This window comes from Methanobrevibacter curvatus, assembly GCF_001639295.1.
In the GTDB taxonomy this organism is placed as follows: Archaea; Methanobacteriota; Methanobacteria; order Methanobacteriales; family Methanobacteriaceae; genus Methanoflexus; species Methanoflexus curvatus.
On record NZ_LWMV01000154.1, the window covers coordinates 1 to 19511 of the forward strand.

Annotated in this window: 17 protein-coding genes; 7 read left to right on the forward strand and 10 right to left on the reverse strand. The window is 23.5% G+C overall.

Going from position 1 to position 19511, the window contains the following annotated elements:
- Positions 1-423 precede the first annotated feature (423 nt).
- A complete protein-coding gene (locus tag MBCUR_RS03620) occupies positions 424-699 on the reverse strand; it encodes a hypothetical protein (RefSeq protein ID WP_067090286.1) in 276 nt (91 codons plus the stop codon).
- Between the two features lie 555 nt (positions 700-1254).
- Positions 1255-2172, reverse strand: coding sequence for a site-specific tyrosine recombinase/integron integrase (gene xerA, locus MBCUR_RS03625; protein ID WP_245637281.1), 918 nt, complete (start codon positions 2170-2172; stop codon positions 1255-1257).
- 161 nt (positions 2173-2333) lie between these two features.
- On the opposite strand from xerA, the gene MBCUR_RS03630 reads away from it, so the two are divergent.
- On the forward strand, positions 2334-2528 hold the full coding sequence (locus MBCUR_RS03630) for a hypothetical protein (RefSeq protein ID WP_067090289.1): 195 nt from the start codon (positions 2334-2336) through the stop codon (positions 2526-2528).
- Positions 2529-2807: 279 nt separating this feature from the next.
- The gene (locus tag MBCUR_RS03635) at positions 2808-4019 is read left to right on the forward strand and encodes an ATP-binding protein (RefSeq protein WP_067090291.1); all 1212 of its coding nucleotides are present in this window, start codon (positions 2808-2810) and stop codon (positions 4017-4019) included.
- 329 nt (positions 4020-4348) lie between these two features.
- On the opposite strand, the gene MBCUR_RS03640 is transcribed toward MBCUR_RS03635, so the two are convergent.
- The 3 genes from MBCUR_RS03640 to MBCUR_RS03650 form a co-directional block, all read right to left on the reverse strand.
- On the reverse strand, positions 4349-4558 hold the full coding sequence (locus MBCUR_RS03640; RefSeq protein ID WP_067090294.1) for a histone family protein: 210 nt from the start codon (positions 4556-4558) through the stop codon (positions 4349-4351).
- Between the two features lie 413 nt (positions 4559-4971).
- Positions 4972-5436: a GyrI-like domain-containing protein gene (locus MBCUR_RS03645; RefSeq protein ID WP_067090297.1), complete on the reverse strand. Its 465-nt coding sequence runs from the start codon at positions 5434-5436 to the stop codon at positions 4972-4974.
- 568 nt (positions 5437-6004) lie between these two features.
- Positions 6005-7225 carry a molybdenum cofactor synthesis domain-containing protein gene (locus tag MBCUR_RS03650; protein WP_067090300.1) on the reverse strand — a complete coding sequence of 407 codons (1221 nt, stop codon included), beginning with the start codon at positions 7223-7225 and terminating at the stop codon, positions 6005-6007.
- 421 nt (positions 7226-7646) lie between these two features.
- Between MBCUR_RS03650 and eif1A the strand changes: the two genes are divergently transcribed.
- The 3 genes from eif1A (at position 7647) to MBCUR_RS03665 (ending at position 9807) form a co-directional block, all read left to right on the forward strand.
- Positions 7647-7949, forward strand: a complete 303-nt coding sequence (eif1A, locus tag MBCUR_RS03655) for a translation initiation factor eIF-1A (RefSeq protein WP_067090303.1) — start codon at positions 7647-7649, stop codon at positions 7947-7949.
- Positions 7950-8209: 260 nt separating this feature from the next.
- Positions 8210-8911, forward strand: coding sequence for a TIGR00297 family protein (locus MBCUR_RS03660; RefSeq protein ID WP_067090305.1), 702 nt, complete (start codon positions 8210-8212; stop codon positions 8909-8911).
- A 155-nt stretch (positions 8912-9066) separates the two neighbouring features.
- Positions 9067-9807 carry a 6-hydroxymethylpterin diphosphokinase MptE-like protein gene (locus tag MBCUR_RS03665; protein WP_067090341.1) on the forward strand — a complete coding sequence of 247 codons (741 nt, stop codon included), beginning with the start codon at positions 9067-9069 and terminating at the stop codon, positions 9805-9807.
- A gap of 139 nt (positions 9808-9946) precedes the next feature.
- Here MBCUR_RS03665 and MBCUR_RS03670 read toward each other — a convergent pair whose 3' ends face one another.
- The gene (locus MBCUR_RS03670) at positions 9947-10234 is read right to left on the reverse strand and encodes a hypothetical protein (protein WP_067090308.1); all 288 of its coding nucleotides are present in this window, start codon (positions 10232-10234) and stop codon (positions 9947-9949) included.
- Positions 10235-10671: 437 nt separating this feature from the next.
- Between MBCUR_RS03670 and MBCUR_RS03675 the strand changes: the two genes are divergently transcribed.
- Positions 10672-11790 carry an ORC1-type DNA replication protein gene (locus MBCUR_RS03675; protein ID WP_067090312.1) on the forward strand — a complete coding sequence of 373 codons (1119 nt, stop codon included), beginning with the start codon at positions 10672-10674 and terminating at the stop codon, positions 11788-11790.
- A 203-nt stretch (positions 11791-11993) separates the two neighbouring features.
- On the opposite strand, the gene MBCUR_RS03680 is transcribed toward MBCUR_RS03675, so the two are convergent.
- From MBCUR_RS03680 to MBCUR_RS03695, 4 genes are all read right to left on the reverse strand, one after another.
- Positions 11994-12173 carry a hypothetical protein gene (locus tag MBCUR_RS03680; RefSeq protein ID WP_067090315.1) on the reverse strand — a complete coding sequence of 60 codons (180 nt, stop codon included), beginning with the start codon at positions 12171-12173 and terminating at the stop codon, positions 11994-11996.
- Between the two features lie 565 nt (positions 12174-12738).
- Positions 12739-14142: an adenylyltransferase/cytidyltransferase family protein gene (locus tag MBCUR_RS03685; RefSeq protein ID WP_067090317.1), complete on the reverse strand. Its 1404-nt coding sequence runs from the start codon at positions 14140-14142 to the stop codon at positions 12739-12741.
- 190 nt (positions 14143-14332) lie between these two features.
- A complete protein-coding gene (locus MBCUR_RS03690; protein WP_067090320.1) occupies positions 14333-14818 on the reverse strand; it encodes a DUF308 domain-containing protein in 486 nt (161 codons plus the stop codon).
- Between the two features lie 231 nt (positions 14819-15049).
- Entirely contained in the window at positions 15050-16120 is a 1071-nt protein-coding gene (locus MBCUR_RS03695; RefSeq protein ID WP_067090323.1) for an archaeosine biosynthesis radical SAM protein RaSEA, read from the reverse strand.
- Between the two features lie 979 nt (positions 16121-17099).
- Between MBCUR_RS03695 and MBCUR_RS10280 the strand changes: the two genes are divergently transcribed.
- The gene (locus MBCUR_RS10280; protein WP_067090325.1) at positions 17100-19310 is read left to right on the forward strand and encodes an NERD domain-containing protein; all 2211 of its coding nucleotides are present in this window, start codon (positions 17100-17102) and stop codon (positions 19308-19310) included.
- The last annotated feature ends 201 nt before the right edge of the window (positions 19311-19511 follow it).

Consider the following 19511-nt stretch of genomic DNA (forward strand, 5'->3'; position numbering starts at 1 on the left):
CAAACGATCACCTAACTCTTCAACTTTCGCATACTGTTTATTTATAAAATAATTATTCAAGTCATACATGGTATTAAATATATATATTATCCTATATAAACCTTTCTATATCAATTTAAAGAACACACAAAAAAAATAAATTCACAAAAAAAATACAAATAGCAAATAAAAATATTTATATTGGAGTTTATAGAAATTCTCTGATAAGTAATTAGCTGAATTGTTATGGAATATTTCGCAATTTTCAGTAAAAATAATATTGGGATTATTCTTGATATATGAATTTAATTTTTTCACATGTTTTCTAGGTAAAGATTGTCTATTCTTAAAATAAAAGAATTTTTTAAATTAATTCTTTCTAATAAATCAATAACCATATCAATATAAATTTCATTATATGGATATTTTTTTAATAATGTTTTATTATAAAGCATTGTTTTTATCCATAACGATTGAATATGCATGAAAATTTGTTTCATTAAGTATAGTTAATGCTTTTTTTATAAATTTATTAGAATGAGAATGAAATTTTATTTCATTATTTCTTCTAAGCTCTCTTTTGAATTTTTTATTAAGCAAATCTCTTATTTTTCTTAATTTTAAATAGCTATTAGCTTTTAATTGTAGAATCGATATTATAAAAAACTGATTCTCTATGGATCTCATATTTCCACTTTCATCTAATGCTAAATTATACATGCCTGTTTCCTTCGATTTTTTTGAAGAAGTTTGATACTAGAAAAGGGATGACTTTTTCAAAAAATTACTTTTTATTTATAAATTAATATATTAATAATTGAAAATTTTAGAAAAAACTCCAAAAAAATTTACACTCTCAAAACTTCAAAAGTTTTACATAATACAATTTACATAATAATAACTATAAGTTTAGAGTAAGCCCTCATAGACCAGAGTCGCCCATGGGCGACCGACCCATTAAATTGGACATGTGTCTATGGGGCTATAAATTTATTATTTTTACTATTTTTCTTGATAAAATATTTCGCTTTCTATTTTAGCTATTTTTAACATTTGTAATACTAATTAGTAATAATTTAATAGTTATTATTAATAAGCTTATCTTTTTTATTGACCTCTCTTAACATTTATTTGCGTCTTTTTATTTTTTTATTAGTCTATTATTTAGCAATATGGAATTTTTAATCAACTTATTCGATTTTAATCAACCAATATATTTTCTATGAGCTATTTTTACATTATTCTGATTTACCATAGCATATTGCATTGTTGTATCTATTTTATATGTCCAAGTAGTTTTTGAACTTGTTCTATTGGCATTCCTTTATCTATTGCATTTGTTGCTAAAGTTCGCCTAAATTTATGGGGATGAACTCTTTTTATTTTTGCTTTATTTCCTAATTCTCTTATTCGTCTTTCAACTCCACTTATTCCTAATCTTTTATATGGTTTTTTAAATGACACAAATAATGAGGGGTTATTGTCGGATCTACTTTCTAAATATTTCATTAAGTGTATTTTACATCTTGCATCAAAATAAACTTCTCTTTCATTTTCTCCTTTTCCGAAGACAACACATTCTCGTTCATAGAAGTTCACATCATCGATATTGAGATTTACTAATTCTCCAACACGCATACCTGTAGATATTAACATTTCTATCATTGCTAAATCTCTAATCTCTTCGCAATTGTCTCTAAGTATTTCTAAAGTTTCGTCACTTAATACTTCTCTTACAACTCTTCCTTGTTTAATTTTATGAATTCTTTTAACAGGATTTTTTAGAATGTAGTCTTCGTCTTCTAACCAACTAAAAAAACTTGAAAATATTCTACGAATATTATCTATTGTAGTTTTATTTGTCTGATTTTCTATTCTATATTTTCCTAAATAATCTCTTAAGTCTTCAGTAGTTATATAATCAATTCTTTTTTCAACTTTTTTAATCATTTTTTCAATTGTGGTTTTATAATAGATTAAAGTTCTCTGGGAACAACCTTCAACTCTTTTTGAAGAAAGAAACTTAGAAATTAACTCTTCATTTTCTTCAATAGATAATCCTTCTTTTTCTAGATTTTTTTCCAAAATATCATAATTCTTTAAGGTTTTACAAAGTACTTTAGAAAGTATTACATTCTGCTGTGGATTTAAATAGGATTCCATTTCTTTCTGAATTTCTGAAATAATTTTCATTTGAAAACACCATTTAAACCTTTATAAATTAAATTAAAATAATATATAGAAAATCAAGTTTAGTTAAATAAACAAACATTATTATTAAAGAAATTAACTCTAATTTATTAAAAGCTATTAGTGAAATAGCTAGAAAAGAGAAAAAAACAGAAACTAGAGTATTGGAGGATATTATTGAAAAAGGAATAAAAAATAATGAATCCAAAATACCAGAACATTTAATAGCTAATAAAAATACTTATAGTTCCAATTCTAAAAGATTTTTAGAAAGTACAACTATTATTAAGGGCGGTGATCCTTTTAATGCAGTTAAATTTGTTAGGCAAGTAAGAAGTGGGGATTATGATATTCCTTGATACAAATTTCTTATTTTTAAGATAAATTATAATAAATTCAATTGAAGATTATAATAAATAATTACTGTTTTTTAAAAGATAAATTTAAATACTTAGAGTTTAAAATATATAAATGTTTTTAGTATAATGGAAAATTATAAATTTTTTTTGAATTTATATCATATAAAAAAATATTTTCTAAAAATAATGAATTATTTTATTATATAATAAAAATTAATTTTTTTTTAGAAAGTTTTTATTACATGATAATTTTTATAAACAAACTTATGTATTGAGAATATGATAAAAAGAGAATTATATTTGAATAAAATTAAACCTTACATGAGCAAAGACATTATTAAGGTTTTAACAGGAATTAGACGTTGTGGTAAATCAACCATACTTAAACAACTTGTTGAAGAGTTAAAAGAAAATGGAGTTAAAGAAGAAAACATAATTTTAATAAATTTAGAACTCCAGAAATATTTTGATATAAAAAATATAAGGCAATTAGATAAGTTAATTAAATCACAGACTTCAAAGAGCAATGATAGAAAATACTTATTTTTAGATGAAATTCAAGATGTTAATCAGTGGGAAAAACTTGTCAACTCCTATTTAGCAGAAGATGAATTTGATATTTACATAACTGGGTCTAACGCCAAGCTTTTATCTGGAGAACTCGCCACATATCTTACAGGCAGATACATTGAAATAAAAATCTATCCATTTTCATTTTATGAATTTTTACAATATAAAAAATTAAAAAATAGGAAAATAAAAAATTACAATAACCTTTTTCATGAATTTTTAAGATATGGTGGTATGCCATCAACATTAAAATATGATACAGAAGAAAAAACACCTATATTAACAGACATTTGCCAGTCAATACTTTTTAAAGATGTAGTAAAAAGAAATGAAATAAGAGATGTTGATTTATTAGATAGAATTTTAAAATATTTATTGGCTAATATTGGTCAACTCTTTTCTGCAAATAGCATTGTTAAATATTTAAAAAAAGATAGAATAACTATATCAACCACTACTATTTACAATTATTTACGGTATTTGGAAGATGCTTGTTTGATTAATAAAGTTAGAAGAGAAGATTTAATTGGAAAAAGAATTTTAAACTACATTGAAAAATTTTATGTGGTGGATTTAGGTTTTAGAGAAGCCATTTATGGATATAACGAAAGGGATATTTCTCAAGCTATAGAAAACATCATATACAATGAATTAATTCAAAGAGGATACAATGTAACAATTGGTAAATTTAGGGAAAAAGAAATAGATTTTGTATGTAAAAAATTTGATAAAAAAGTGTATATTCAAGTTTCATATATTCTCTTTGATGAAAACACATTAAAAAGAGAGTTTGAACCATTAATAAAAATTAAAGACAATAATCCAAAATATGTACTTTCAATGGATGAATTTAACCGATCCTATGATGGAATTAAGCATTTAAATATCATCGATTTTTTAAAAGATAAAATCGAACTATAAATTATTATATATAGTTAAAAGTTAGTCTGTAAAGGGTGCGAAGCTATTTTAAAAATAGATTGTAATTTATATTCAAGGATTTCACTGTAAAAGTTAGCTGGTTGTAATACTTAACTTCATAAATATAATCTCAAAAAATGAATCAGTAATTATAAAGTTAGAAAAAACAGAAAAATAATTTAAAAAAAAGATAATATTAAAAGCAGATTGAAAAATGAGAATAAATAGAACATAATAATAAAATGAAATTAATAAAAAAAAGAATGGGAACAAAATGTTCCCGAACTTACCAAATGGTAAGTTAAGTCGAGTAATAAGCATTAACTTACTTATTTAACTGCTAATTTGATGTCAGCATCTTTAACAGTTTTACGACCTGCATGTTTAGCTAATTGAATAGATTTGGTTGCAATTGCTGCACCATATTCTTCAATAGCTTCTAATAAAGCTTCTGCAGCATCTTCGCTTACTCTTGCAGCACCAGCATTTTTAATAATTCTTGTAACAGGCGCTAATGGTATTTCGTTAGTTTTTGCCATATTTTTCACACTCCATATAAATTATATAATAAGTAGTTTTAACAAACTCCACTTACTACAACTTATACTATTATTCCTTTTAGTATATAAAGGTATTGATAATTCATTAAGGTATTCAGTTATAAAATTTGAAATTATTATACAGTGAATGTTTATTGATTATATGTCATAGTCTGTGTATTTCATACTTGAAAATTATATGTATTTTTTTACTAATTTACCAATGAATAGGATATAAATCTTATTTAAAAAATTAAAGAAATATCATTTTTTCTTGCTTTAATAGTAATTTATTATATTTTTTTGGACTTTTCTGGATTTTTAAGCATTCAAAAGTCTTTCTTTCAAAAAATATTTGTAAACAACCCTTATTTTCCCATGGTTTAACTAATTTTTTTTAATATAATCAATGTCTACATTTTTATTACTGGAAACTCAACTTCAGTTTTAAGTTCATCTTCATTTACATCATGTATACTGTTAAAGTAGATTTCTTTTGGGGATCCTATAATATCATAATTATATTTTATTGTAAAGTCAACTAGTTTTTTATAACTTTCTTCTAGTTTATTATATGATCCTTTGTGGATTATTGAAACAACTTTATGTTCAAGGAGTTCAACTATTTGAATCTTGTCTGTGCCATCTATATCTCCTTCAACTGGTATTCCCATATCATAAATTACTTCGTCTTCACCTACATGCTTAGGACTGTTGTAATAGATAGCAAATGGTGGTCCAGAAACATTAACTTCATTTGCTTCTGCCCATCCTAATAATTGAGCTATCAATATTCCCATATCTTTAACATTGCCTTTATGATTTACTATTGCCATTTGTTGCTCTGGTATAATTTTTTCTTCAATTTTACTTTCCATAATATCACTTTTTTATTTTTATTCTTTTTTAAAGATTATTTTACTTTTTTATTCATAATTTTATTTTTAAAAGCCTATTTTTTTAGAGGCTGTGCAATGATTATTTTTTTGTAAAAACAGATATTTAATTAAATGTTAAAACATATGTAACATATTAATTATGTTTTTATAAAAAATAAATATTTAAAAATAATTATAATTTGCAAAAAACTTTTATTTAAATTAGTTTTCTTATGTTTTTGAGAAAACTTTATTTGATCAAACTTTTTTAAAAGTTTGTTTTAAAGGTTCTTATAACCAGTAAACAACTCATATTAATTAGTTAAATTTAAATTAAAGTATTTTAAAGAATAATAAAAAATAAATATTTAAAAATAATTATTTTTAGTAAATAGGGATTAATATTAATTAGAATAGAATTTTATTAAATATTTATATTTATTTTTATAATAAAATTTATTATAGCTTTATAAATCTAATTTTAACTTAATTAACTAAATTTAGAAAATTAGATTTTCGAATTGCCACACAGCCATTTTAATTATGCTCTTTTTTTTATTTCTTTTATTTAAAATTCATAAAACCTTAGCATTTCTCCTTCTTCTAAAAGTTCTTTTTCTTTTGGTACTTTAATGTATCCATCTGCTATTGCTAAAGATGTAATTGCTCCAGAGTCTTTAATTATTGGATAAATTTTTTTATCCTGAATTTTAACTAAGAAATATTGGGCTCTTCCTTTTGAAGAATGTAATCTAGAATTTAAAGGGAATTTTTTAACTTTACTTTTCATAGATTCTTTTAAACCAGACAATTTTCTAACATGAGGACTAATTAAAGTAGAATAAACAATTAAAGCCGCTACAGGATTTCCAGGAAGTCCAATTACAAGTTTACTATCAATTTTACCTACAATTGTGGGTTTTCCAGGTTTAATTGAAATTCCATGTATATAAACTTCACCTAAATCATTTAAAACTTCAATTAAAATATCACCTCTTCCAGCAGAAGTTCCTCCAGAACTTAGCAAAATGTCGTATTTTTCTAGTCCTTTTTTAATTTCTTCTTTTAATTCATCATAATTGTCTTTAACAATGGCTAGAATTTCACCTTCACCACCAGAAATTTGGATAGCACTTTTTAATGAATAACTATTAACATCGTAGATTTTAGAGAATTTAAAATCTTTTTTATCTACAACTAACTCATTTCCAGTAGAAATTATTCCTATTTTTGGTTTTTTAAACACTTCAATTTTTTCTAAACCTTGGGCTTTAAGTGCTCCTATTTTTCCAGGACTTAAAATATTCCCTTTTTTAAGAATTAAATCTCCTTTTTTAATATCAGAACCTTTAAATGCAATATCTGTGTTAGGAGTGACTCCTACCAATAAATTTACATGTTCTCCATATCTTTCTGTGTGTTCTACCATAGCTATTGCATCACTGCCTTCTGGAATAGGGGCACCAGTACTAATTTCAATAGCTTGACCTTTTTCAATGGTTTTTGAACTATATATTCCTGCTTCAATACTATCGATTATTTTAAGGCTTTTAGGATCTTGGGGAGATGATTTAAAACTATCTTCTGCTTTAATAGCGTATCCATCTTTTAAAGCTCGATTAAATGGAGGAAAATCAATTTTGGCTTCAACATCATTAAAAATTACTCTATGCACTGATTCTTCAAGTGAAATTTCTTCACTTTGATTTTTGTAGCTATTTTTAAATAATTCTTCAATAATTTCAATAGCTTCTTCAAGTTCTTTAATTTTTAAAAATTCCGTTCCCATTTTATCCTCTTTGGTTTTACAAATCTTTTTAAGCATTCGATAAGTATTCAATAAGTATTTTTATTAATTTTTTATATTAATTTTTTTATTAATTGTTCATTTAATATTTTTATTTTTTATTTTTTATTAATTATTTTTTTAATATTTTTTTATTTAAATTAATTAATACATTAAATTTCTATTCTAAATTAAATTTAATTGTTAATAATTAATATAATTTTATATTTTATTTTTTTAATTGATTTTATTTAATTTCATAATATATAAATACTATATATTACATAATTATTTATATACCAAATAAGTATCGTATATTCTAAGATTTTTACATAATTTTCATTAATTAATGAGGTTTTAATGATTATTTTTTTATTATATTGATAAATTATAGGTATCTAAGTGTATTTTTGGAGGAGAGTATTTGAGTAATAAAAATCAACCAACACAAGAATTTAGAAGAGTGAGAACCCCAAGAAAAGGTGAACTTCCAGCTATTGTAGAACAGATTATGGGTCATGGGAAGTTAAAAGTCAGATGTGCTGATGGTAAAATCAGAATGGGTAGAATACCTGGAAAAATGAAAAAAAGAATTTGGATACGTGAAGGTGATGTTATTTTAGTTAAACCATGGGATTTCCAAACTGATGAGAAGGCAGATGTTATTTGGAGATATACACGTACTGAATCTAATTACTTAGAAAGAAAAGGTTACTTAAAAATGTAATTTTTAAGGTCTAATTCTTTTATTTTATTCAATCTTAATTTTTTAGTCATATTTTAATAAATTTATTTAATTTTAGTATATTTTATTCAATTTTTCTTTTTTTTAAACAATATTTGTAATTAATTTTACTTATCTTTTTATTAAATATTAATACTTTTTAAATTTTTATAATAATTTTTTTCATTATTTTTCATATTTTCTATTAATTTCATGAGTTTTCAATTTTCATATTTATGTCTTAAGGTATCATAGGTGTTTTAATGGAGAGTTTTTCTATAATAAATATTATAGCTATTGTTTTGCTTGCTGTAGTTGGAACTATAACATACTATAGAAAAAATTTAGATTTGTTAGGATCTCTTTTAATGATAGTTATGGGATTTATTATATTATTCTCTGCTGGATTTAAATGGCTAATTTTAATTTTAATATTTCTTATTTTAAGTATGTTTGCCACTAAATCAAATAAAGAGTATAAAATAAAAATTGGAAGGTATGAAAGTCAAAGAACTGCAAAAAATGTTATTTCTAATGGGGTTGTAGCTTTTTTCATGGCAGCATTTGGCGGTTTCTATCTTCCACTTGTTGGAGGATTTATTGGTGCTATTTCAACAGCTACAGCAGATACAATGGCTAGTGAAATAGGCATTTTACAGAATCCTCGTTTAGTTACTAGTTTTAAAAAGGTTCCTCCAGGGACAGATGGAGGAATTTCAATATTAGGAACAGCTGTAGGTATTCTTGGAGCAGGAATCATTGGTTTAGTTGCTTTTTTACTAGGTTTAATTCCTGATTTTTTACTAGCTATTCAAATTTCTGTTATTTCTGGAGTGGTAGGTTGTTTTATGGACAGTATTCTTGGTGCCGTCTTAGAGTTACGTGGTTACATTAACAACGAACATGTAAACCTTTTAGCAACATGTACTGGAGCTATAGTTGGTATAATATCTACTTTAATTTAATTCTTTCTATTTTTCTATTTTGTTTATGTATATTCCTATTTTTTTACATTCTTATTTTTTTATAGTTTAACTTGTTATAGTTTAATTTTTTTAATCTTTTTCTTTGATTAACTTTTTAGTAAATTTTATTTTATATGAAAAATAAAAATATTGTTATGAAGTTTGAAATTTGGTTAAACTATTATAATAAAATTTTAGATGATTTTGGTTTTTTAAGGGAAGGTGATGAAAAATCAGCTATTTTATTAAATGAAATTCTCTCAAAGGATAATTTCTATTCTTTAGACTTTTTAAAAACGTATATTGATGAAAGCACTGATGAAAAAACAACATTTATTGTTTTTGGTGCAGGACCATCCATTAAAAAACATATAAAAAAATTTAAAGAATTATTAAATAACTCTAAATCATTTGAAAACTTTTTTATAATCTCTGCAGATGGTGCCACAACAGCTCTTTTAGAAGATGGAGTTATTCCTGATATTGTAGTCAGTGATTTAGATGGTAAAATGGAAGATTTATTGTCTGCTAATGAAAAAGGATCAATATTTGTTATTCATGCCCATGGAAACAATCATGATTTAATAAAAGAATATGGAAACACTTTTAATAAATCTATTGGAACAACTCAATCTAAGCCATTTGGAAAGCTTTATAATTTTGGAGGTTTTACTGATGGAGACAGAGCAGTATTTTTAGCTGTTGAATTATATGCTAAAAAAATTCTCTTAGGAGGATTCGACTTTGGCAATTATGTTTCTAAGTATTCACGCCCAAATATTGCCAAAGATATAGAAGTAGCAGATGATGTTAAGAGAAAAAAGCTAAAATATGCTAAGGAACTTATAGATTGGATAGCCTCAAATGAAGATGTGGACATTCAATATATATATTAATTATTAATTTTATTTTTTTTTAATAATGCTTTGCATTACCATTGCTTTGATTATTATGTGTCATTCTATTTTTAAACTCACTTTCAATTGACTAAATATCTCAAGATTTGTATATATCAAATTTATTAAAATACAAAACTCATATATTTGAGTTTTCTGAGTTTTCTTTCCAATTTTTCATTTTTTTGACTTCACCATATTCCTTGTCTACATAAAATGTTTTATATGTTCTTTTTAGTGGATTGTAAGAAGGATTTGCTAATATGGCAGAATGGTCTTCTTTAAGTTCTTCCCATCCTAAAGTTATTTTCCAAAACTTATCGTCATTGGAAAACTCAATTTCTTCAACTTTTAGATTTTTTAACTCATCAAAAATTTCATTTACAAAATCTAGGGAACTTGAAATAGCTTGTTTTGTACTTATCATATTTCTCACAGGATTATATTTAATAAAAATATTATAAATAAATTGTCTTTTATATTGTTAGTTTTTATCACTGTCAACATTAATATCATATTTTAAATAATATCATATTTTAAATAATATCATATTTTAGAACAATCTCATATTTAGAAATTAAAGTTATAAGATTTAATTAAAAATTTTTCTAATTGATCTTTTATTTTAGATATTTCAGCAATTCTATTAAATAAAGCGAAAATATACTTATATTTACATAGTATTAAACTATAATACAAATATTTTTAGTGTTATTCATATTATTATCACATTTTTTGAATGATTTATCCATTGATTTTTACAATTTCTGGTTGATAAATTGGAATATATTGTATAACTATTGTATACAATAATATCCCTAAAAATAAATAAAAATTTATACTAGTGCTTATAAATATAATAATATGTCAATAGAAGATATTCTTATGGATGGAGAGACGGTTTTTAGGAATCATTCTGCTTTTAATCCTGATTATATGCCTGTAAATTATAATTTCCGTGACTTACAAATGGAAGGAATGGCTATTTCAATCAGACCTGCTTTACACAATGGAAGGCCAGTAAATACAATTATTTTAGGGCAATGTGCTACAGGTAAAACTACAGCCATTAAGAAACTATTTGAAAAGGTTGAAGAAACATCAGAAAAGCTTGTTTGCTGTTATATTAACTGTCAGCTTAATATTACTCGGTTTGGAATATTTTCACAAATTTATAAAAAAATTTTTGGTCATAATCCTCCTGAAACTGGGATTCCTTTTTCAAGAATTTATCAACATGTAATGAAACACTTAGCAGATAATAATCAGGGGTTGTTGGTTGCTCTTGATGATGTTAACTATCTTTTTCAAAACCAGAATGTTAATAAAATTTTTTACGATATTTTAAGGGCTTATGAAGAATTTCCAGGTGTTAGGACAGGCATATTTGCTGTTTTATCAGATCTTGAGTTTAGACTAAATTTGGAAAAAAATGTAAATACTGTTTTCTCACCACAGGAGATTATTTTTCCACTTTATAAAAGAAATGAAGTTTTAAAAATCTTAAATGATAGAGTTAAAGATGGATTTTATCCTAATGTGATGAGTGATGAAATTATTGAGGAAATCACAGATTATTGTTTTGATTCAGGAGATTTAAGGTTAGGAATTGATTTGTTAAGAATTACAGGCAATATTGCTGAAGCTCATGGTAGTAGAAAAATAGAACAAAAACATTTAGATGAGGCAATAGCAAGTAATATTTCGATTAATCTAGAAAATACAATATCAACTTTAAATGACAAGGAAAAAAAGCTATTAAAGATTATTGCTTTAAAGAAAGATACTATTTCTACTGGAGAATTATCTAAAGAATTTCAATCTAAATCTAATTTAAGCCATTCTTCTTTTAATAGGTCTTTGAAGAAACTAGAATTTTTAAGATTAGTGGATACAAAATACAAAGGTAAAGGTTCAAGAGGTCAGTCACGAGAAGTTATTTTGAGATTTAATCCAGATGAAATCTGTAGATGCATTTTGTAATTTAAGTTTTTTAAAATATCTTATTATAATTTATAATCTATTTATATAACAGTAATTATTCTATTAATTTAATTTTAAATAGCTATTTGTATGGGGAAGTGTGAAGTTTGGGGAACTTGAGGTAAATAGCTAAATAAAATTAAACTAAAATTTATTAATTTCTTAATAAAAATGATTTTTCATTTAGTATGGGTTTTTTTAATTTAAACGACTATTCCTGTAGATGTGGTAGCCACAGTAATGAGTACACAAGAGATTAACATTCCTAATATGAATATTAGAGAATATATTCCTCTTAAATCATAATTTTTTGTGGAAAATTCATCTACCCATGTTCTTTTTTTAAATATATTACTTTCAACATAATTTTTTTTATAGTTCATAATAATCACTCACAATAATACATTGTTAAAATCAATATATAAAAAAAGTCCAAGAGAGCATTTGAAAAGTAATATTTTCTATTTTGTGGGTGATTTTAAAGGTTTTATAATTGAGTTAAAGCAAAATTTATAGTAACTAATAGCTATTTTTTTCTTTCTCTTTATAACCTATATTTATATTTTAAATAAAATAAACATTAATCTTTTATTTATTAAATATATAATTATTAAGTTTTATAGAATTATTTATTTGTTTTTATGCTTGTTTTTATGATTATAAATTTAATTAGGCATTATTATTTAAAATTATTTAATATATCTCTCTATTTTTAATTTTTATCAATATATTAATTATATTATTGTACAATGTTTTCTTTTTTTCTTTATTTTTAATTTTATATAGATACTTAATCTTATTTTCTGATTTAAATTATTTTACTAATTTTTATTTTAAATAATTATACACTTATCTCATTAATTTGTTGTTATAACTTTTAAAATCAAAAACTTCTTTTTTTTTTAAAACAAAATGTTTAATTTATTTTAAATAAAAATTAAATAAAAATTAAATATCAATATTAATTTGAATTCTAATTTGCCCATCGTTGTTTACTAAATTTGCATTTAATGGTATAAAATGAGAATCAATTAAATATCTTAAATAGCTAATTTCCTTTCCAGGCAATTTAAGTTTTGTTTTTATTTTAAATTTATTTATCTTTATTTGGCAAAGTATTTTTCCATTTTTATCTATGAAAATAGTGGTTTTTATATTATTTCTATTTTTATTGTTCTTATTCTTATTTTCATTATTGTTCTCATTTTTATTTTCATTATTGTTCTCATTGTTAGGGTGTTTTTTCATATCAATGTTATTATTGCCAATTAATTTTTCTAATTTTTTTGTTTCAAATTGAGTTAAGTTTAATCCACCTTCAATCAATAAGGGGTAATCGTCAACAGATATTTTATTTTCCTTAAACATTTCGTTCCCACTTGAAGCATCTATTCCTTTTTCATTTTCACCAGCAATGAACCATGCTCTTTCAACTACTTTTTCTAAGGCTTGTTCTGGAGGAATGACTCCTTTTTCTTCATAATGTCTCATTAAATCTCTAACTTCTTCCCTTGTAACATTCATTTCTATTGAACTAATAGCTAATCTGGTTAAAACTGGACCATAACCTCCTCGTCTGAAACTAGCCCAAACTGACTCTTCATCATAATACTTTCTACGATTTATAATGGAATTTAGGGCATTTCCACTTAAATATGCAGTATTTAATAAATCTGAACGTGATGAATGATTTAAATGTTTATAAATTGCATTCCAATCTCTTTTTTGACTAATTGTACCTTTTTCTATTTCTTTTTCAAGTATTTTAATTGTAGGCTCTGGTAAAAATTTTTTAGTATCCTGAGGTATTTCCATTTTATTTTCTATGATTGATTTTCTTATTTCTCTCCCTGATATTTTACCGTTGTACTCTAATTCAGGAATAATATGGAATTTCATTTTTTTATTGTATTTTTTTTCTAGAAAATCATTTACAGCAAACCAACGAATAACATTTCTATTTGGTAAATCACGGGGTATTCCAACGAATATTCCTTTTTCAACGAATTTTTTAGAATATTTTTCTATTTTTTGAGGTTTTACATTTGCAGCATCAACATAATCTGTAACCCCATCTTCAATCATCATAGATATTCTTATTGGAACAGAATAAGCTAAAGTAAGTCTATGATGGAGTCCTTCTATACCTACAACTTTATCTGCACCATTTTTAATTGCCATTTTAGACCTAGCATCAAATGGAGTGAAAAATGGGGCATGGTTGGCACTAAATCCTTTGTTAAGGTAGATAACAACTTCACTACCTTTTTTATCAGCAATTTCCCTTGCTTTTTCAATTAATTTCACATGACCTTTATGAACAGGGTCAAAATCTGCACTAATTCCTATCATTTTTTTCAAATTTTAGTTTTATGGATACTATATGTATTTGTAGCAGAATATTTTAAATTTGGTGGTTTTTTTAGTTTAAATCGTTTTATGATTATTTTGTTTCAATTTTAATGGCCATTCCTTTAATTTTATTTTTTTTACAACAATTAAATCTTGTTTTTAATAAATTTATTTTTTCATATAAATCAATTTAAACTCTATCTACCAATCTAAGTGCCCCACAAATAAAGAGCCATAACCCTACTAAGAAACCTAAAAATAATGGCTTTGGAAACAATAAACCAATTAGAATATAAAGAATCCCAATTAAAACTCCGATTATCCCTATCCAAAACCCATATTTGTTATTTTTGTTTCCAATAAGGGTTATTAAACCAATAACCATTAAGAATATTCCTCCTAAGAATAATGTAATTTCAGAGATTATTCCAAATAAATTTAAGTTAAAAATAAACCCTAAAGAGAGAACTAGCATTATGGATCCTAAGATTATACTGATTATGCTTCTTGTTGGGCTGTAATCAATTTCAGCTATTCCACTAATAAGTAAAAATATTCCAAGCAATAGAATAGAGAGACCTATAATAGAATAAGCACTATTGATTCCAAATAATGGAAGACAAATGATTAAAATCCCTAAAAATATTGTTAATATACTAATTATTCCTCTTTTCATTTAAACACCGTTTTTAGACATTACTGCTATTTATGGGCATAAATAGTTTTTTATTTTATTATTATTTTATTATTATTTTATTTTTATTATTATTTTATTTTTTATTATTATTTTATTTTTATTTCATTCCTATTTTATTATTTTTATCTCTTTTTTGTATTATTAGTTTATTATTTTAGGATTGTCTTATATTTTATCCTTTCTATTATCTTTTTGTAATTTTTTTATTTTTTAAATTAGGGGTAAATGTTTAATGAATGTTTTTGATTTATTTAAGTCAGCACTTTCTATAATTCCATGCCATTCATTTTTACAATTGCATTCATATTCGATTTGACTTTGCTTGAGGTTTGAATCAATAATAAGATGTTTTAGATCTTTATTGCATTTTTTACAATTGTATGGACCTCGTCTTGATCCAAAACCTGATGTATCCATTAAACTTGGAATTGTTATATTTTCTCTTATATTATTTATTATTTCAACACAAGACCATATCCAGGATGGTTGATAAGCTTTTCTCTTCCATAAAAATTCAAGTAAAGTCCCTCTATGAACTGTCACAGGAGTAAATGATAATCTATCTACTCCAATCTTATCACAATAAATAGCTGTTTTTATTGCATCATCAATAGCTTCTTTTTCATTAGTTAATATGGGCTTAACAAGAATGTATGCCTTAGATTTTATATCATGTTTATTTTTTAAACCTTTAACAATACTTATTCCCTCTTCAAAGTCTTTTTTAGTAAATCCTTTGTTGATTTTTATATCTCGTGTAAAATCATCTGCAGATTCTAACCCAATACTGATTTCAAATAGTTTGTCTCCAATAATTGAAAAAATATCTTCTAAATCATCTTTTTTAATATATTCTGGTCTTGATTCAACGACTATTTCCTTAATATGCTCATTTTCAGAAAGATATTTTAAAATTTTATCCCTAGATTCAATATCCAATTCTAAAGGGTTTAAAAAACTTCCAGAAACAAATATTTTAATAACAGTATAATCAGTTAACTCATATTTCTCAAATTCCTCTTTAAATAGCTCAAACAATTTGTTAGAATTTATTTTAACCATTGGAGAGTCAGAAATATAACTACACATAGTACATCCTCCACTATTTCCTAATGCCCAAGAACAACCAGGAGTAGGAAGAATCATATACATGGTATCAGAAACTCCAGAATAGCTAAGGTCTTTATTAAACCAACTAACACTTAACCTTTCAATATCTCTTTTGGGTACACGTTCAATGGCTTTACTTCTAATTTCATAATTTAATTGCTGAATTTCCATCATTTTTACCTAACAATTTATTTATTATATTTTTATTAAATCATATTATTATAATTTTTGATTGATAAATATAAAGAGGCTGTGCAATGATCATTTTCTATAAAATAGATATTTAATTAAAATATGTTAAAATGTATTTAAATCATTAATATATATTTTTATAAAAAAATAAGTATTTAAAAATAATTATAATTACTAAATAACTCATATTAATTAGTTAAATTTGAATTAAAGTATTTTAAATAATAATAAAATTAAGTCTTTAAAAAGAATTATTTTTAGTAAATAGAGATTAATATTAATTAAAAAACGATTTTATTAAAAATTTATATTTATTTTTATAATAAAGATTATTATAACTTTATAAATTTAATTTTAACTTAATTAACTAAATTTAGAAATTTAGATTTTCAAATTGTTGCACAGCCATTAAATGAAAAAAATTTAAAAAGGAAAATTTTTAAAAGAAATTCATAGAAAATATTTTAGAAAATTATAAAAATATTAAATAAAGAAAATAGAACAAAAAATAAAATTAATATATTAAACTTAATAAAGTAAGATTAGCAAAATAAAATTAACAAATAAACTTAATAAAATAAAATTAAAAAAACAATATAGAAAGGAAAAAATGCCAAAAGAAGAAATTATTTTTCATGATTTGAGAGTTGTACTTAACTGGGATATAAGTAAAATAGATTAATTAAAATCATGAAATGATAATTTAGATGATGATTTAAGTAATTTTTTTCTTAAAAGCCTAAATTTTGATGATGATCACCTATTGGAACCAATATTTGTGATATTTTTAGTAATTTATATTTTATAACAAAATATATATTTTATATCTTGAAATAAAAATTTTTTATAGAAAATGTGTATTTTTTTCATTTGTGGGTGAAGAGATCTGATAGAAAATTTTATTAATAAGAATTGATAAATGTTTTATATTATATGTAATATTCAATAAGGAGATTTAATGAAAATAGTTACTTGTGAGCATTGTGGGGCTAAATATAAACTTAATGACTTAGATGCACCAGAATTTTTTGAATGCTCTTTTTGTTCAGGCAATTTAGTTGAAAACTTTGACTCAAATGAAAACCATGAAAGTAACACTAAATTATCATCTTTTGCTAATGCATCCTCTAATAAAGATCTTGATTTGATTTACTGTACAAGTTGTGGATTAAAATATCTTTTAGATAATGACAAAGATATTCGTCAATACCAGTGCTCAAGTTGCGAGGGTAACTTAGATTATGTTGATTTAGGTATAAACAAAACTAAACATGTTATTTATCCTCAAAACAATCAACAGAACAATGTAAATAATAGTTTACTATCTTATGATTTAAATCAAAATACTGGAGAAATTATCCCTGATCATGCTTCCAAACAAATTGAAGAGAATCGAACTCAAAATCAAGAAAATTTAAATAATTTAAACTTAGATAATGAATTAAATGAAAATATAAATAACACTTTTAATAATAATTTTAATAACAACAACAATAATCTTAACAATACAAACAATGATAATTCTAATAAAATTGATATTGAAGATGAAAATTTGTTTAGGGAAGAATTTAATCCTTTAGATGATGTTAAAGACGAAAATATATTAAGAGAATATATTAAAGTTGAATTTAACAACTCATTAAATAAATCTTATGGTATTGATGAAGAAATTCAGTTTTTTGATAAGGATAATAATACTAATGTGAATAATAAAATAGTTAATAATAGTAATAGCAATAGTAATAATAATAGTAATAATAGTAATAATAATAATAATAATAATAATAATGATAATAATAATAATAATAATAATAATAATAATAATAATAATAATTTGGATAAAAATTCTCCAAATGAAAATTTATCTCTAAAAACTGATTTTCATGAGTATTTAGAAGATGAGTTGACTATTGAGGAAAAAATTCGTAAAAATATGCTTGAAGAAGAGAGATTAAAGAATGAACAGTCATTTTTTAATAAAATATTTAAAAGATCGTCTAAAAACAAAAAATCCAAGACATTGGATGAAAAAAAAGTCGCTGAACATAATGAAAATAATAATCAATCAAACACTAATTCTGATACAACTGATGATAATTATGAAAATGATAAATTTGAAGCTCTTAAAGATCAAATAGATAGTGAAAAAAAAACTAAAAATCTGAATAATTTAAGCAATGACAAAAAATCTGAAAGTGCTTTAAACAATCTTGATGAGCTGGTAGAATATGATTTATATAATAACCCTGATTTAAGACCTAAAACTAATTTAAGCTCTAATATAACTTATAATAATAATAATAATAATAATAATAATAATAATAATAATAATAATTCAAAAAATGATGAAAATAAGATTTCAGAGAATAATATAAAGTATTATTCAAATGAAAACAATGATTTAAATGACCAAACTAACATTAATTCAGATTTTAAGCGATTAAATAAAAATTTTAATGAATCTAAGATTTCACACCGTTCATATCATGATGTATTTATTGTTTTAGGATTAGTAATATCTCTTATTGGGTTTTCTGATATTATTTTGACCTTAAGATATTATAGTATTTTATTTTTTGCTTTAGGAATTGTAATATTCATTTATGGAATATATTTAAATAGAAAATTAGATAAATTCGTTTTTAGAGGAAATATTATTAGAACTGACTTATTAACTCTTCCAGATGACTTTTATATTTTATATCATGTGAAAATTCCAGATATTGATTTTATAATAAACCATGTTGTCATTGGTCCAACAGGGATCTATGCTATTTTAACTGAAAATTATTCTAAAAAATCAAAAAATAAAAAGAATTCCAATCTAAATGAAGAAGATATTACAACCCTTCAAACTAAATTTAAAACAGACAAAAAAGGTAAGATTAAGTTTGATAACAATGCAAAATTAAAAATTAAATCAATTAAAATGGCTGATATTCTTTTAGAATTTCTTAAATCTCAAGGAGTTTTAGTTCGCCATGTTGAACCAATTGTTGCATTTGTTAATCAAGACATAATTGTTTTTAATCTTCCCTTAAATGATGAAGATTTATTTAACAGTGAAATGCTCAATAAAATAGCTAATGGCGAAATTAAATTAGGTAAAAAAAGTATTCAACAGTCTGCAATTATTTTATCCCAAATTTCTGCTGACTGTACTACTTAATTTTTTTCATTTATTGGGTTTTATTTTTTTTATTTTATTTTTATTTTATTATTTGATGAAACTTTTCACTTTCTTTAGTTTTTTCTGTTTGTCAAAGTTGCTGCCTATTAAAGAAAAATAGTATTACATTTTGTTAAAAAATACATACTATTGTTGATATATTTGAATCTATTTAATACAATTTTTGGATGTAAAAAAATT

Coding starts and splice junctions, on each gene's coding strand:
- MBCUR_RS03620 (WP_067090286.1), bottom strand. CDS start 699: ATGTATAATTTAGCATTAGATGAAAGTGGAAATATGAGATCCATAGAG.
- xerA (WP_245637281.1), bottom strand. CDS start 2,172: ATGAAAATTATTTCAGAAATTCAGAAAGAAATGGAATCCTATTTAAAT.
- MBCUR_RS03635 (WP_067090291.1), top strand. CDS start 2,808: ATGATAAAAAGAGAATTATATTTGAATAAAATTAAACCTTACATGAGC.
- MBCUR_RS03640 (WP_067090294.1), bottom strand. CDS start 4,558: ATGGCAAAAACTAACGAAATACCATTAGCGCCTGTTACAAGAATTATT.
- MBCUR_RS03645 (WP_067090297.1), bottom strand. CDS start 5,436: ATGGAAAGTAAAATTGAAGAAAAAATTATACCAGAGCAACAAATGGCA.
- MBCUR_RS03650 (WP_067090300.1), bottom strand. CDS start 7,225: ATGGGAACGGAATTTTTAAAAATTAAAGAACTTGAAGAAGCTATTGAA.
- MBCUR_RS03660 (WP_067090305.1), top strand. CDS start 8,210: ATGGAGAGTTTTTCTATAATAAATATTATAGCTATTGTTTTGCTTGCT.
- MBCUR_RS03665 (WP_067090341.1), top strand. CDS start 9,067: ATGAAGTTTGAAATTTGGTTAAACTATTATAATAAAATTTTAGATGAT.
- MBCUR_RS03670 (WP_067090308.1), bottom strand. CDS start 10,234: ATGATAAGTACAAAACAAGCTATTTCAAGTTCCCTAGATTTTGTAAAT.
- MBCUR_RS03675 (WP_067090312.1), top strand. CDS start 10,672: ATGTCAATAGAAGATATTCTTATGGATGGAGAGACGGTTTTTAGGAAT.
- MBCUR_RS03680 (WP_067090315.1), bottom strand. CDS start 12,173: ATGAACTATAAAAAAAATTATGTTGAAAGTAATATATTTAAAAAAAGA.
- MBCUR_RS03685 (WP_067090317.1), bottom strand. CDS start 14,142: ATGATAGGAATTAGTGCAGATTTTGACCCTGTTCATAAAGGTCATGTG.
- MBCUR_RS03690 (WP_067090320.1), bottom strand. CDS start 14,818: ATGAAAAGAGGAATAATTAGTATATTAACAATATTTTTAGGGATTTTA.
- MBCUR_RS03695 (WP_067090323.1), bottom strand. CDS start 16,120: ATGGAAATTCAGCAATTAAATTATGAAATTAGAAGTAAAGCCATTGAA.
- MBCUR_RS10280 (WP_067090325.1), top strand. CDS start 17,100: ATGAAAATAGTTACTTGTGAGCATTGTGGGGCTAAATATAAACTTAAT.